11 protein-coding genes are annotated in these 15,400 nt (G+C 67.1%); all 11 read left to right on the top strand.

The window, feature by feature from the left end; genetic code table 11:
• Positions 1-65 precede the first annotated feature (65 nt).
• The 11 genes from ABIC21_RS05320 to uidB all read left to right on the top strand — a co-directional run bounded on the left by ABIC21_RS05320 (position 66) and on the right by uidB (position 15,276).
• A complete protein-coding gene (locus tag ABIC21_RS05320) occupies positions 66-1,601 on the top strand; it encodes an ABC transporter substrate-binding protein (RefSeq protein ID WP_354349381.1) in 1,536 nt (511 codons plus the stop codon).
• Between the two features lie 103 nt (positions 1,602-1,704).
• Positions 1,705-2,646, top strand: a complete 942-nt coding sequence (locus tag ABIC21_RS05315; RefSeq protein WP_354349380.1) for an ABC transporter permease — start codon at positions 1,705-1,707, stop codon at positions 2,644-2,646.
• Positions 2,643-4,496 (top strand): dipeptide/oligopeptide/nickel ABC transporter permease/ATP-binding protein, encoded by a 1,854-nt coding sequence (locus ABIC21_RS05310; RefSeq protein WP_354349379.1) that lies wholly within the window; start codon positions 2,643-2,645, stop codon positions 4,494-4,496. The genes ABIC21_RS05315 and ABIC21_RS05310 overlap by 4 nt, the downstream gene beginning before the upstream one ends.
• Positions 4,493-5,398 (top strand): ATP-binding cassette domain-containing protein, encoded by a 906-nt coding sequence (locus tag ABIC21_RS05305; RefSeq protein WP_354349378.1) that lies wholly within the window; start codon positions 4,493-4,495, stop codon positions 5,396-5,398. The genes ABIC21_RS05310 and ABIC21_RS05305 overlap by 4 nt, the downstream gene beginning before the upstream one ends.
• A gap of 49 nt (positions 5,399-5,447) precedes the next feature.
• Complete coding sequence (locus ABIC21_RS05300) at positions 5,448-6,308, top strand: sugar phosphate isomerase/epimerase family protein (protein ID WP_354349377.1); 861 nt, start codon at positions 5,448-5,450, stop codon at positions 6,306-6,308.
• 53 nt (positions 6,309-6,361) lie between these two features.
• Entirely contained in the window at positions 6,362-7,528 is a 1,167-nt protein-coding gene (locus tag ABIC21_RS05295) for a Gfo/Idh/MocA family protein (RefSeq protein ID WP_354349376.1), read from the top strand.
• Between the two features lie 152 nt (positions 7,529-7,680).
• Positions 7,681-8,757, top strand: a complete 1,077-nt coding sequence (locus tag ABIC21_RS05290; RefSeq protein ID WP_354349375.1) for a LacI family DNA-binding transcriptional regulator — start codon at positions 7,681-7,683, stop codon at positions 8,755-8,757.
• A gap of 86 nt (positions 8,758-8,843) precedes the next feature.
• The gene (gene uxaC, locus ABIC21_RS05285; RefSeq protein ID WP_354349374.1) at positions 8,844-10,250 is read left to right on the top strand and encodes a glucuronate isomerase; all 1,407 of its coding nucleotides are present in this window, start codon (positions 8,844-8,846) and stop codon (positions 10,248-10,250) included.
• A complete protein-coding gene (locus ABIC21_RS05280) occupies positions 10,247-11,692 on the top strand; it encodes a mannitol dehydrogenase family protein (protein ID WP_354349373.1) in 1,446 nt (481 codons plus the stop codon). The genes uxaC and ABIC21_RS05280 overlap by 4 nt, the downstream gene beginning before the upstream one ends.
• 264 nt (positions 11,693-11,956) lie before the next feature.
• Positions 11,957-13,780 (top strand): beta-glucuronidase, encoded by a 1,824-nt coding sequence (uidA, locus tag ABIC21_RS05275; protein WP_354349372.1) that lies wholly within the window; start codon positions 11,957-11,959, stop codon positions 13,778-13,780.
• Between the two features lie 56 nt (positions 13,781-13,836).
• Positions 13,837-15,276 carry a glucuronide transporter gene (gene uidB, locus ABIC21_RS05270; RefSeq protein WP_354349371.1) on the top strand — a complete coding sequence of 480 codons (1,440 nt, stop codon included), beginning with the start codon at positions 13,837-13,839 and terminating at the stop codon, positions 15,274-15,276.
• The last annotated feature ends 124 nt before the right edge of the window (positions 15,277-15,400 follow it).

Raw genomic sequence — 15,400 nt, 5'->3', positions numbered from 1 at the left:
GTGTGGCCCACGCCACACCTCCCTCAGCAAGAACTTTTCCGTTCCCCGTATTCAAGGAGCCAACAATGAAGTTAGGTCCCAAGGCAGCAGCGGCTGCCCTCATCCTCAGCGCGTCCCTGGCGCTGACGGCCTGCGGCGGCGCGTCAGGCGCCGCCACCGGGAACAACCCCGCCGGCCCCAAGACAACCACGCTGACCCTGGGCGCGGTTCAGGAAATACGCTCGTGGGATCCGGCCCAGGCCCACGTGGGGCACTACCTTCAGCCCTACCAAGCCGCCTACGACTCCTTGATCCTGCGTGAACCGGACGGCAAGCTCAGCCCCATGCTGGCCACCGCCTGGAAGTACAACGACGCGAACACCAAGCTCACCGTTGACCTCCGCACCGGCGTGACGTTCAGCGACGGTGCCGCGTTCGACGCCGAAGCAGCCAAGGCCAACCTGGACCACTTCAAGAAGGCCAACGGCCCGCAGATGGCCCAGCTCACCGCCGTCGCGGACGTCCTGGTCGTAGATGCCGACACCATTGAGCTGAACCTCACGGCGCCGGATCCCTCGCTGGAGTACTACCTGAGCCAGGCCGCCGGACTGATGGGCAGCCCCAAGGCCCTGGGCACCGAAGGCATCAAAACCGAGCCCGTGGGCAGCGGCCCGTATGTCATGGACAAGGCCGCCACGGTCAAGGACTCACAGTCCGTGTTCACGGCCCGCAAGGACTACTGGAATAAGGACAACCAGAAGTTCGAGAAAGTCACCTTCAAGATCCTCGTTGACCCGACCGCCAGGACCAATGCCCTGGTCTCGGGACAGGTTGACGCGACGCTGCTGGACCCGAAGACCGGCAAACAGGCCGAGGGCGCCAAGATGAAGCTGGTCGCCAATGAAGTGGACTGGCAGGGGCTGCTGCTGCTGGACCGTGACGGCACCAAGAACACCCCGCTGGCGAACGTCAAGGTCCGCCAGGCCATCAACTACGCCTTTGACCGCAAAACCATCCTGGACCAGGTCATGCTGGGCCAGGGCACCCCGACGTCCCAGCCGTTCGGCAAGGCAAGCGGAGCCTGGACCGAAGAGCTGGAGAACTACTACACGTACGATCCGGCCAAGGCCAAGCAGCTCCTGAAGGAAGCCGGCTACGAAAGCGGCGTTACCCTGTCCGTCCCGGCCGTCCCGGGCTTTGAAACCCAGATTGCAGTGATCAAGCAGCAGCTGGCTGACATCGGGGTCACCCTCGAAGTGGGCGCCGCGATCACGAACACCTTCACCACCGAAGTCGCAGCCCAGAAGTTCACCACCATGTACTTCTCGCTCTTCCAGGGTGAGCCGTGGGTGGCGGTCAACCAGATCATCTCCACGAAAGCGCTGTACAACCCGTTCAAGAACACCACCCCGGAGCTCCAGGCCAAGATCGACGCCGTCCAGAACGGCGGCAAGGACGCCGGCAAGCTGGGACAGGACGTCAACAAGTACGTGGTGGAACAGGCCTGGTTTGCCCCGCTGTTCCGAGTGAACCAGATGTATTACCACAACTCGAAGATCACCGTGACGCCGCAGGTCCAGCAGGCCGTTCCGTCGATCTACAACTACGCGCCCGCCCAATAGCACCCGGCCGCGAGCCAAAAAACCGGCGCGGGTCCGGCGGCCCATCAACAACGGTGGGCTGCCGGACCCGGCAACCAATCCATGCCAGTCAATGGAGCCTGCAATGATCCCCTTCATCCTCAAACGCCTCGGCAGCGGACTCGTCGTCCTGTTCGCCGTCTCGATCCTCGTCTTTTCCCTGCTTTACATCTCGAGCGGCAGCATTGCCCGGAACATCCTGGGCGACCAGGCCACGCCGGAGCAGCTGGCCGTGAAGGAAGCAGAGCTGGGGCTCGACCAGCCCATCATCACGCGCTACGTCAGCTGGCTCACGGGCGCACTGCAGGGGGACCTGGGAGCATCCTGGTTCACCTCTGAGCCCGTGGCTGATGCGCTCGCCACGCGCATTCCGGTCACCATGACCATGGTGGTCGCGGCCATGATCCTGATCGCCATCATCGCCACCCTCCTCGGCGTGGCCGCAGCGGTCAAGCGCGGCTGGGTGGACAGGGTGGTCCAGATCGGCGCCATCATCGGCGACTCCGTTCCCGGGTTCGTCATCGGCATCATCCTGGTCACGGTCCTGGCCATCCAAATGGGACTCTTCCCCGCCACCAGCACCATTTCCCCGGGCGAGCCTGCTTCCGCCTGGGTAATGTCCCTGACGCTTCCGGTCATCGCCCTGCTGATCAACGGAGTCACCGGCGGTGCGCAGCAGATCCGCAGTGCCGTCATCAAACAGCTCGAACGCGACTACGTCCGCACCCTGCGCAGCCGCGGCATCAGTGAGCGCGAGGTTCTGTTCAGGCATGTCCTGCGCAGCGCCGCGCCGGCAGGGCTCACCGTGCTCAGCCTGCAGCTGATCGGCATGCTGGGCGGGGTGGTCATCATCGAGCAGATCTTCGCGCTTCCCGGCATGGGCCCGCTGGCCGTGGCCGCCACCGGCCAGAGCGACCAGCCCGTGGTGATGGGCGTTGTTATGTACACCGTCGCCGTTGTTATTTTGGTCAACCTCGTTGTTGACCTGCTCAACGGCTGGCTCAACCCGAAGGTGCGTGCCTCGTGACCGAGTCCGTTGAAACCTCAGCCCTGACGCCCCTGCCCGGAACGACCGGCCAGACCGGAACCGTCGTCCGTTCAACCGTCCTGAAGCGTCTCTTCATAAACCCGCTTGGCATCGTCGCCATGGGGATCCTGCTGGTGCTGGCCCTGCTGGCCGTGTTCGCTGACGCCCTGGCCCCGTTCGACGAGAACTTCGCCAACATCTCCAAGACCCTCGCCGCCCCGGACGCCGTCAATATCCTGGGCACGGACAGTTCCGGACGCGACGTCTGGAGCCGGCTGCTGTTCGGGGCGCAGCTGACGCTCACCTCCGCGCTGCTGTGCGCCGCCGTCGCGATCGGCATCGGCCTCCCCGCCGGCCTGATTGCGGGCTACTACGCCGGCCGGTTCGAAGCCGTCTCCAACTGGGTTGTCAGCATCCTGATGAGCCTTCCGGGCCTGATCGTGCTGCTGACCATCCGTGCGGCCTTCGGCCCGTCGGTCTGGATAGCCATGATCGCGTTCGGTGTCCTGATCAGCCCCTCCTACTTCCGCCTGACGCGCTCTGCCGTGCAGTCGGTCCGCAACGAGCTCTACGTGGATGCCGCACGGGTGTCCGGGCTCTCGGACCTGCGGATCATCACCCGCCACATCTTCTCCGTGGTGCGGGCCCCCATCATCATCCAGACCGCGGCGATCGCCGGCGTGGCCATCGCCATCCAGTCAGGGCTCGAATTCCTGGGCCTGGGTGATCCGGCCAAGGCCACGTGGGGCGTGATGCTCTCCGAGGGCTTCAAGAACGTCTACCTCACGCCCACCCTGCTCTTCTGGCCCGCGTTTGCCATGGCGCTGACCATCGGTGCCCTGGTCCTGCTGGGGAATGCCATCCGCGATGCCCTGGAAGACGGCGAAAAGATCAAGCACCGCAAAAAACCAGCGGTAACAAGCACGACGGCGGCCCCCGCGCCCGCCGCCAAGCGCGCGGCGCGCAGGACCCCTGCCGCCGTCGACGCCGGCACCGAGCACCACCTGGTGAAGGTGACCAACCTCGGCGTCGGCTACCCGCAGGCCGACGGTTCCACCAAGAAGGTCGTGGACGACGTTTCCTTCCACGTGGACCGCGGCGAGATCCTGGGCATCGTGGGGGAATCCGGGTCGGGCAAGTCCCAGACGGCATTCTCCATCCTGGGGCTGCTGCCGGACAGCGCCCGGATTGTGGCCGGCTCCATCCAGTTCGACGGCAGCTACACCGTGGCCCCGGGCGAGGAGACCGTCAGCCAGGAGCGGCTGTCCAAGCTGCGGGGCAAGCGGATCTCCTACATTCCGCAGGAACCCATGAGCAACCTGGACCCGGCCTTCACCATCGGCTACCAGCTGGTCACCCCCATGGTGCGGGTCCTGGGAATCTCCAAGGCCGAGGCGGCGGCGCGGGCGCTGAAGCTCCTGACCGACGTCGGCATCGTCAACCCGAAACGGACCTTCGACGCCTACCCGCACGAGGTGTCCGGCGGCATGGCCCAGCGTGTGCTGATCGCCGGGGCCATCAGCTGCGAACCGGACCTGGTCATCGCCGACGAACCCACCACGGCCCTGGACGTTACCGTGCAGGCCGAGGTCCTGGACCTGATCCGGGACCTCCAGCAGCGGCTGAACATCGGCGTCATCCTGGTGACCCACAACTTCGGCGTGGTGGCGGACCTCTGCGACCGCGTCGTGGTGATGCAGAACGGCCGGCTCGTGGAAGAAGGGCCGGTGCGCGGCATCCTCAGGAACCCGCAGGAGCCCTACACCCGGACCCTGCTGGGGTCCATGCTGGAAGGCAAGGAACCCATGACAATGCTCGTTTCATCAACCTCCCAGGGGGCGGCATCATGACGGCAACCGCAGCCAGCGGCGCCGCTCCCGCGGCCCGGGACCGCGCAGACCTGCTCCGCGTGGACAACCTCATCGTGGAATACCCCGGCAAGGGCTTCCGGGCCAAGCCGTTCCGGGCGCTCACGGACATCACCATCGCCATCGGGCAGGGCGAGACCCTCGGCCTGGTGGGGGAGTCCGGCTCCGGCAAGACCACCCTGGGCCGCGCCGTCCTGGGCCTGGCCCCGGTCACCGCGGGCAGGGTCACCTTCGACGGCAAGGACATCAGCCACGCCGGCCGCAAGGACCGGCGCGCCCTGAGCCGGGACCTGCAGGTGGTCTTCCAGGACCCGTACACCTCGCTGAACCCGGCACTGGAAATCGGCGACATCCTCGCCGAACCCCTCGCCGTCCAGGGCACGCCGCCCGCCGCAGCCAGGGCGCGGGTCCGGGAACTCCTGGACCAGGTGGGGCTGCCGTCCGACGCCATCCACCGGCTCCCGCGGGAATTCAGCGGCGGCCAGCGCCAGCGCGTGGCCATCGCCCGCGCCCTGGCGCTGTCGCCGAAACTGATCGTCTGCGACGAGCCCGTGAGCGCGCTGGACCTGTCGACGCAGGCCCGCGTGCTGGACCTGTTCCTGCAGATCCAGAAGGACACCGGCGTGTCCTACCTCTTCGTCTCCCACGACCTCGACGTCGTCCGGCACATCAGCCACCGCGTGGCCGTGATGTACCACGGCGGGATCGTGGAGCAGGGGCCGGCCGACGTCGTCACCCGGGACCCGGAGCACCCCTACACCCAGCGGCTGCTGCTGGCCTCCCCGGTCCCGGACCCGGACCGCCAGGAACAGCGCCGGGCCGACCGGCACCGGCTGCTGGAAATCCAGCGCCAGCAGAACGAACAGGCAGGCGTCCCCGCCTGAGGGCAGGGACCAGATTTAGCACAGCACGTAGAGCAACGGAGGAACCAGAATGACCAAAATTGGTGTTCAAGCCATGATGTTGAAGGACAGTTTCGAGGAGATCGGGCCGTTTGAAACGCTCCGCAAGGTCAGCGCGATCGGATACAACGCCGTCGAAATTTCGCAGGTCCCCATGACGGCCGCGAACGTGGCCGAACTCGGCCGGTCCCGCGCCGAACTTGGCATGGAGATGGCGGCCCTCTCGGTGGCCCTGGAAAAACCGGTGGGACGTCCGGGCGACTCCCTCCGGGATGACTTCGACAAGATCGTGGACGACGCCAAGCGCCTCGACTCCAGGTTCCTCCGGATCGGGATGCTGCCGTTCCCGGCCATGCAGTCGCTTGGCGCCGTCATTGACTTCGCCAAGGAAGCCAACGGCTACGCCGAGCGCCTGCAGGAACACGGAATCGGCCTGTACTACCACAACCACCACATCGAATTCGCGAAGTTCGACGGGAAATACATGCTGGACATCATCGCGGACAATTCGCCGTCCATGGGGATGGAAATCGACGTGCACTGGGTCCAGCGCGGCGGCCTCGACCCCGTCCGGACCATCAACAAGTACGCGGACCGCACGGCCATGGTGCACCTGAAGGACTACCGGATCGGCGAGATGCCCGGGGCGGCCTTCGGGATGCTGCAGGCCGGCGATTTCCCGGGCTTCATGCAGGAATTCAAGAACGTCGTCCAATTCGCCGAAGTGGGTGAAGGAAACCTCGATTTCCCGTCGATCATCGACGCCTCGCAGGCCGCCGGAGCAGAGTACATGCTGGTTGAACAGGACGAGCTCTACGGGCGCACCGTGTGGGAGGCACTGCAGACCTCGTACGACAACCTGGTGGCCATGGGCCACTCGGACCTCTTCTGATTCCGGATCCAGCCAACCCACCACCGTTTCAACACGATAGGAAGCATCAGCACATGAGCAAGAAAGTACGCCTGGGCATCATCGGCCTGGGCCAGCAGGGCGGCGCCTACGCCAGGTTCATCCAGGACGGCCTGGTCCCCAACATGGAGGTCGGGGCCATCTGCGACACCGACCCGGCCAAGAAGGACCTGGCGGCTTCCCAATTCCCGGACGTCCCCTTCCACGACGACTACATCACGATGCTGGAAAGCGGCGACGTCGACGCGGTCGTCACGTGCGTGCCGCACTTCCTGCACCCCGAAATGGGCATCGAGACCCTCAAACGCGGCATCCACGCCCTCGTGGAGAAGCCGGCCGGCGTGTACACCAAGCAGGTCAAGGAGCTCAACGACTTTGCCGCGGGCAAGCCCGAGCTGTCCTTCGCCATCATGTTCAACCAGCGCAACAACCCGCTCTACCAGCGCCTGAAGGAGATCGTCGACGCCGGCGAGATCGGCAGCATCCGCCGCACCAACTGGATCATCACCACCTGGTGGCGCCCGCAGGGCTACTACAACTCCAGCGAATGGCGTGCCACCTGGGGCGGCGAAGGCGGCGGTGTCCTGGTCAACCAGGCGCCGCACCAGCTGGACCTCTGGCAGTGGATCTGCGGCGTGCCCAAGTCCGTGTACGCGAAGGTGGCCTACGGTTTCCGCCGGGACATCGCCGTCGAGGATGAGGTCACCGCGGTGGTGGACTACGGCGACGGCGCCACCGGCGTGTTCGTTACCGCCACCCACGACCTGACGGGCACGGACCGCTTCGAGATCCTGGGCGACCAGGGCAAAATCGTCGTCACCGACAGCAAAACGGCCACGGTGACCCGCCTGAAGCGGCCCGAACGTGAACTCAGCGACGGGATGGGCATGGATGATGTCCGCAAGCTGTTCATGGGAGAGCTGAACCCGGCGGAGTACTACACCACCGAGGTCATCGAGTTCGAGTCCGCCTGGGGCGCCCAGCACTCCGGAGTCCTGGAGAACTTCGCCGCCAACATCCTGGACGGCACCCCGCTCCTGGCGCCGGGCTCGGACGGCATCAACGGTGTCCGCCTGGCCAATGCCATCCACCTCTCCAGCTGGACCGGGAGGGAAGTGGGACTGGACTTCGACGAAAACGAGTTCCTCGCCGAGCTCAACAAGCGCATCGCGGACGAAGGCAAGTTCCCCGAGCGCTCCTAGCCCAACGCTCCCGCACATTTGGGCACCGTGAGGCGAACGGTCTCTCACTTTCTTGACGAAAGTGAGAGACCGTTGGCATGAAGGGGGCGGAATGTGAGAGATGGTTTGGCAACCGTCCCGCTGTTTGTTGCCGTGCCCACTACGATGGAGCCGTGACTGAACCCAAGACGCCGGACGCTGACGCCACCAAGGCTCCGGCCAAGAAGCACGCCCGGGACGGCCGCCCCAACGCCACCATCTACGACATCGCCAAGGTCGCCGGCGTCAATCCGTCCACGGTGTCCCGTGCGCTCAGCAAGCCCGGCCGGGTGAGCGCCAAGACGCAGAAACTCATCGAGGATGCCGCGGCCGAGCTGAACTACCAGGTCAACCCGTTCGCCCGGGCGCTGCCCACCGGCCGGACCAGCACCTTCGGGCTGATCGTCGCGGACATCACCAACCCCACCTTCTTCGACATCATCCGGGGCGCGGAGACCACCGCCACGGCCCGGGACTACACCCTGGTGCTCGCCGAATCGGCGGAATCCGCGGCCACCGAACTGACGGCCGCCCGGCGGATGATGGCCACCGTGGACGGGCTTATCCTGGCCAGCCCGCGCATGGACGACGACAACATCCGCGCCCTCGCCCGCGACAAGCCGGTGGTGGTCATCAACCGCGAGGTCGACGGCGTGCCGTGCGTGGTTCCCGACGTGAACAAGGGCATCAGCGAGGCAGTCCGCAGCCTCGCCGCCAACGGGCACCACAAAGTTGCCTTTGTTGCCGGGCCCCCGCAGTCCTGGATGTCGGCCCGGCGCTGGGAGGGCGTGCAGGCGGCCTGCGAGTGGTCCCGGCTGGACGCCGTGCGGCTCGAATCCAGCAAACCCACGGTCGACGGCGGCCGGCAGGTGGCGCGCGACGTCCGGGCCAGCGGGGCCACGGCCGTGCTGACCTACAACGACCTCCTGGCCATCGGGCTCATGCAGGAACTCCAGGCCGCCGGCGTGGTGGTCCCGGACCAGATCAGCATCGTGGGCTTTGACGACATCTTCGGGGCGGACTTCACCACGCCCCCGCTGACCACCGTGCGCTCCCCGCTCGGCGAGTGCGGATCGGGTGCCGCCGCGCTGCTGCTGGATCTCCTGCACAGTGATCCCCAGCGCGGCGCGGGGGAGCCCCCAGCCACCCTGCGGGTCGAAACGGAACTAGTGCTGCGGGGCTCCAGCGGACGGCTCCTGCCCCCGGGCTAGCACTGCCGGCCCGGCCGGCCCGCAACTCGATGGCAATTTGTGGCAACCGGTTGACAAGGCGTCCCCGGGAGGCGGACCATTGAGCTATGTCACAGTCGATTGCCGCCAACCCCGACCGGCTCCTGCCCGCGGATCCCGGAACGCGCAGCATTGCGCGCGAACTGCTGGGCCGCGTCCAGGACCTCCCCATCATCTCCCCGCACGGGCACGTTGACGCCGCCGTCATCGAGCACAACACCCCCTTCCCGGACCCGGCAGCGCTGCTGGTCAGCCCGGACCACTACGTCACCCGGCTGATCCACGCCAGCGGCGTTCCGCTGGACCGGCTGCGGGCATCGAACACCTCGGAACCGGACTCCCGCACCGTCTGGCGCGAGTTCTGCCGGGCCTGGCCCCTGTTCGAGGGAACCGCCTCCGGTTACTGGCTCCGTACCCAGTTCGAGAGCGTCTTTGGCCTCGACCAGGAGATCAGCGCCGACACCGCCGATGCCAGCTACGACGCGATCTCCGCCAGGCTGCGGGAGCCGGGCTTCCGGCCGCGGCAGCTGTTCAAGGACTTCAACATCGAGGTCCTCGCCACCACGGACGACCCCCTGGACACGCTGGCCAGCCACGCGGCGATCGCCCAGGACCCCACGTTCCACGGGCGCGTTCTGCCGACTTTCCGGCCCGACGCCTACCTGAACATCGCACATCCCGCCTGGTCCGCGAACGTGGACCGGCTGATCGCGGCAGCGGGCGACGGCGCCACCGGCTACACCGGCTACCTCACCGCCCTGGAAAACCGGCGTCGATACTTCGTGGACCACGGCGCGGTCTCGGCCGACCACGGCGTCCGGACGCCCGCGACACTCAAGCTCGACGCCGGCGCCGCGGCGAAACTCTTTGACCGCGCCCGTTCGGGCCGGGCCACCGCGCAGGACCGCGACGACTTCGAAGCCCACATGATGTACCAGATGGCGCGGATGTCCGTGGAGGACGGCCTGGTCATGACCATCCACCCGGGGTCCTACCGCAACCACCACGAGCCCACGTTCCAGGCATTCGGCGCCGACACCGGCCACGACATCCCGTTCTCGGTCAACTACACCGAGGCAATCCGGCCGCTGCTGCAGGACTTCGGCACCGCGAAGGACTTCCACCTCGTGTTGTTCACCCTGGACGAGACCGTCTTTTCCCGCGAACTCGCGCCGCTGGCCGGGTTCTATCCGTCGGTCTACCTCGGTGCGCCGTGGTGGTTCCTCGATGCGCCGGACGCCATGCTGCGCTTCCGCTCCGCCGTGACCGAAACCGCAGGGTTCTCCCGGTCCTCGGGCTTCATCGACGACACCCGGGCCTTCTGCTCCATCCCGGCACGGCACGATGCCTCCCGCCGGATCGAGGCCTCCTTCCTGGCCCGCCTCGTCGCGGAGCACCGGGTCAGCGAGGACCGCGCCCACGAACTCATCGTCGACCTCGTCGACGCCTCACCCCGAAGGGTCTTCAAACTGTGAGCATCGAACTGACATCCGCAGTGAATCCCGAGCGCGAACCGGCCGTGGAAGCCCCCCGCCTGACCCGCCGCCTCCGCCCGTCCGCGAAGGCCCCGGTCCGGATCGTCCACCTTGGCCTGGGCGCCTTCCACCGCTCCCACCAGGCCTGGTACACGCACCAGGCAGGGGATGCCGCGGAGTGGGGCATCGCCGCCTTCACCGGACGACGCCCCGACGCCGCCCTGGCCCTCGCCGAGCAGGACGGGCTCTACACCGTGGTGGAACGCGCCGACGGCGGGGACTCCTTCGCGACCGTCAGCAGCATCGTCGAGGCCGTGGACGGGGCCGACGTCGGACGGCTCGCGGCACTCGTCGCAGCCCCCGCCACCGCCATCATCACGCTGACCATCACCGAGGCCGCCTACCGCCTCGGCGCCGACGGCAGCCTCGACCGGTCCGCTGCCGACGTCGCCGCGGACCTCGCACTGCTGGCGTCGGGCAGCGGACATCCGGCGACGCCGCTGGGCCGCCTGGTCTTCGCCCTCGCCGCCCGCCGGGCCGCCGGGGCCGGGCCCCTCGCCGTCGTCTGCTGCGACAACCTCGCCCACAACGGCACGGTGGCCCGCAACGCCGTCCTGGGCATGGCCCGGGCCTGGGATGCCGGTCTCGCGGCCTGGATCGAGGCGAACACCAGCTTCGTCAGCACGTCCGTGGACCGCATCACCCCGCGCACCACCGGCGCGGACGTTGCGGCCGTCGAGGCGGCCTGTGGCTACCGGGACAACTCCCCGGTGGTGGCCGAGCCGTTCCATAACTGGGTCCTCAGCGGCGACTTCCCCGCCGGCCGGCCGCGCTGGGAAGACGCCGGCGCCGTGTTCGTCGCGGATATCGAGCCCTACGAAAACCGCAAACTCTGGCTCCTCAACGGTGCCCATTCCCTGCTCGCCTACGCCGGAGCGCTCCGCGGACACACCACCGTGGCCCAGGCTCTGGCGGATCCGCTCTGCCGGGACGCCGTCGAACGCTTCTGGGACGCGGCGGAAGCCAACCTGCCGGGTCCGGACCTGGACATCCCCGCCTACCGCGCCGCCCTGATCGAACGCTTCTCCAGCGCCCGGATCGCCCACCACCTGGCCCAGATCGCCATGGACGGCAGCACCAAGCTCCGCATGCGCGCCGTGCCCGTGCTCCTGGCCGAACGCGCCCGGGGCCGCAGCGGAGCCGCCGCCGCGCTGATGATCGCCGCCTGGATGGACTTCTCCGCGGCCGCGGCAGAGCTCCACGACCCGCTGGCATCAGAGATCGCCGCAGCCAACGCCCTCAGCGCAGCCGGGCGCACGCGCGCCCTTCTCGAGCTGCTGTCCCCGGAGCTCGTGGATCCGGCAGCGGCCGGCGGCGGCCCGGTCGTGGAGCTCGTCGAAAGCCTCAGGGGGACGTTCTCCGGGCCGGCTGTCCCGGAGTAGTCCCCGCCCCTGGGGGCACCCCTGCCCGGGCCCGGCCACACGCCGGCACCCGGGCAGTGCTGTGCTGAAGGATCCGCTGTGCTGAACGGGGCACCCTGCTGAAGGATCCGCCGTTCTGACCCCCAGAAATATTTGGCAACCGCTTGCCATTTGATTGCCACGTGACTAGGATTACATCCAGACGAAGGCGCTCCGGGAGGACATCCCGGCCCGCCGGCCAGACCCGCAGGCGCACCCCCGCAACGACGCGTAAGGATTCCCCAGATGCTCAAGCCCCAGGCAAATGAAACCCGTGAGCTCGTCAACCTTGACGGGCTGTACCGGTTCAAGGTGGACTTCGACCGGTCCGGCCACCGGGATGAATGGTTCAAGGCGGCGCTCGACTCGCCGCTGGAAATGGGCGTCCCCGCCAGCTACAACGACGTCTTCCCGGACAAAGCCATCCGGGACCACGTCGGCTACGTCTGGTACCAGCGGGAAGTGCGGGTGCCCCGCGGCTGGGCAGGGGAGCGGATCCACCTCCGCCTCGACTCCGCCACGCACGAGGGCATGGTGTGGGTGGACGATGTCCTGGTCGCCCAGCACGCCGGCGGCTACATGCCGTTCAGCGCCGACATCACGGACCACGTGACCCCCGGCCAGGCATTCCGCCTCACGGTCTCCGTGAACAACGAGCTTACCCAGGCCACCATCCCGCCCGGCAGCATCACCGTCACCGAGGACGGCCGCCGCCAGCAGAGCTACCTGCACGATTTCTACAACTACGCCGGGCTGCACCGCAGCCTCTGGCTGTTCAGCACCCCCGCGGTGACCGTGGACGACATCACCGTCGTCACCGGATTCGACGGGCCCACCGGCCGCGTGGACTACACCATCGCGACGGCGGGCGGCACGGGAAGCGAAACGGTGACCGTTTCACTTAAGGATGCCGACGGCGTCGAGGTGGCCCGCGCCGACGGCGCCCGGGGAACGCTGCCGGTCGCCGACGTCGTGCTCTGGAAGCCCGGCGCCGCGTACCTCTACAGCCTGACCGCGGAGATCCGCGACGGCGGCCGGCTGCTGGACAGCTACACACTGCCCGTCGGCGTCCGGACGGTCGAAGTCAGCGGCAAAGAATTCCTCATCAACGGGGAGCCGTTCTACTTCACCGGCTTCGGCATGCACGAGGACCACGTCACCGTCGGCAAGGGCCACAGCAACGCCCAGATGGTCAACGATTTCCAGCTCCTGGACTGGGTGGGCGCCAACTCGTTCCGGACCTCGCACTACCCCTACGCCGAAGAGGTCATGGAGTTCGCGGACCGCCACGGGATTGTCGTGATCGACGAAACCGCCGCCGTCGGACTGCACTTGGGCTTCGGCGCCGTCTTCGGCGGCATCGCCAAGAAGACGTACGAGGACGGCGGCGTGGACGCAAACACCGCCGCCAGCCACCGCCAGGCCATCACCGAGCTCGTGGCCCGGGACAAGAACCACCCCTCGGTGGTGATCTGGTCCATCGCCAACGAACCCAACGGTTCCGAGGACGGCGCCCGCGAATACTTCCAGCCGCTGGTGGAACTCACGCGCGAGCTGGACCCCACCCGTCCCGTGGGCTACGTCAACGTCATGTTCGACACCCCCGACAAGGAACTGCTGGGCGACCTCTTCGACGTCATCATGCTCAACCGCTACTACGGCTGGTACCTGAACAACGGGGGCCTGGAAACGGCCGAACAGGTCCTGGAAAAGGAACTCCGGGAATGGGAAGCCAAATACGGCAAGCCCATGATCATGACCGAGTACGGGCCGGACACCATGCCCGGATTCCACTCCATCTACGAACAGCCCTGGAGCGAGGAATACCAGGCCGCATTCCTGGCCATGTACCACCGCGTCTTTGACCGCGTGGACGCCATGGTGGGCGAGCAGGTCTGGAACTTCGCCGACTTCCAGACGTCCAACGGCATCATGCGCGTGGACGGCAACAAGAAGGGCGTCTTCACCCGCGACCGCCGGCCCAAGCCCGCCGCGTTCGCCCTCCGGCAGCGGTGGACCGCGCTGGCCGGCACGAAGAACGGCAGCACGAAGAGCATCACCACCCCCTAGCGTTTTCACCATTTTTCGCCGGCCCCAGGGGCGGCCCCGGGTAAAGGAGCCCACACATGAACAAGCCCAGGAAACTCAGCAAGTTAAGTATCATCGGCTATGGCGCCGGCGACGCTGCCAACAACCTCGCCTTCACCACCGCCACCATGTTCCTGCTGGTGTACTACACGGATGTGGCCGGGATCTCCGCCGCCGCGGCCGGCACCCTGCTGCTCACGGTCAGGATCTTCGACGCCTTCGCCGACGTCTTCGCCGGCCGCGTGGTGGACCGGACTTTCAGCAAGCGCTTTGGCAAGTTCCGCCCGTTCATCATGTTCGGGTCCATCCCCCTGCTCCTGCTCAGCGTGGCAACCTTCTCCATCCCGGAGCTCGGCGAGTCGGGCACCCTCCTCTACGCCTACGTCACGTACGCCGCCCTTGGCCTGGCCTACAGCCTCGTCAACATCCCCTACGGTTCCCTGGCCGGCGCCATGACGCAGGATCCGGGGGAGCGGGCAAAGCTGGGCTCCGCCCGCATGATCGGTGCGCTGCTGGTGGGTTCCGCCCTCGGCATCTTCGTGGCACCGCTCATCAAGCCGGGAGCCGACCTCCAGGCGACCTTCACCAACATCACCCTCGCGTTCGTGGTGATCGGCGCCGTCCTCTACTTCTTCACCGTCCTGACCGCCAAGGAACGGGTCCACCGCGCCGTCCCGAACGTCACCTTCAAACAGAGCATGGACACCCTCAAGGGCAACAAGCCGCTCCTGATGCTTTGCCTCAGCTCGTTCTTCTTCCTCTCCGGGTACCTCGCCCTGACGTCGGTCCAGCTGTACTACCTGCGCGATGTCCTGGGACGGCTGGACCTGTACCCGGTCCTGTCCATCATCCAGCTGGTCCTCACCTTCGTGCTGGCCGGGTTCATGCCCCGGCTCGTCCGGAACCTCGGCAAGAAGCGCGTCTACATCTACTCCTCACTGCTGACGGTCATCGGCGGCATCACGGTCTTCCTCGCCCCGGCCAGCCAGGTCTGGATCGGGTTCACGGGCCTGGTCGTGAGCCTCTTGGGCGTCCTCGCCGTCAACATCGTGGTGTGGGCACTGGAGGCTGACACCGTGGAGTACGGCGAGTGGAGGACCGGCGTCCGCACGGAAGGCATCACCTACGCGCTCTTCTCCTTCACCCGCAAAACCGGCCAGGCCGTGGGCGGAGCGCTCGCCGCGTACGCCCTGGCCCTGGGCGGCTACAAGTCCGGCGCCGTGCAGACCGCAGACGCTGTGTTCGGCATCCAGGTTGCCGCCGGTGCCATCCCGGCCGTGCTGACCATCGTGGCCGTGGCCGTGATGTCCAAATACAAGCTCACCGACGCCAGGCATGCGGAGATCCTCGCGGACATCCGGTCCCGCCGCGAAAGCGGCGCGGACGGCGCCGCCGGCGGCACGTCCGACGACGCAGCCAGCGGCGGCCCGGACGGCCCCGCCGGCGACACCAAGCCCCTCGCGTCCACCACCAACTGACCCCCACCCAGCCAAGATAAGGACCTGCTGTGAAAATCATTGCTGCTGAAGTCTTCGTGACCAGCCCCTCCCGGAATTTCGTGACTCTGCGGATCACGACTGAAGACGGTGTGACCGGCATCGG

The organism is Pseudarthrobacter sp. PvP090 (assembly GCF_040547365.1).
Classification (GTDB): domain Bacteria; phylum Actinomycetota; class Actinomycetes; order Actinomycetales; family Micrococcaceae; genus Arthrobacter.
The sequence above is the reverse complement of the archived record's forward strand: the minus strand, read 5'-3'. Positions and strand labels throughout refer to the sequence as shown.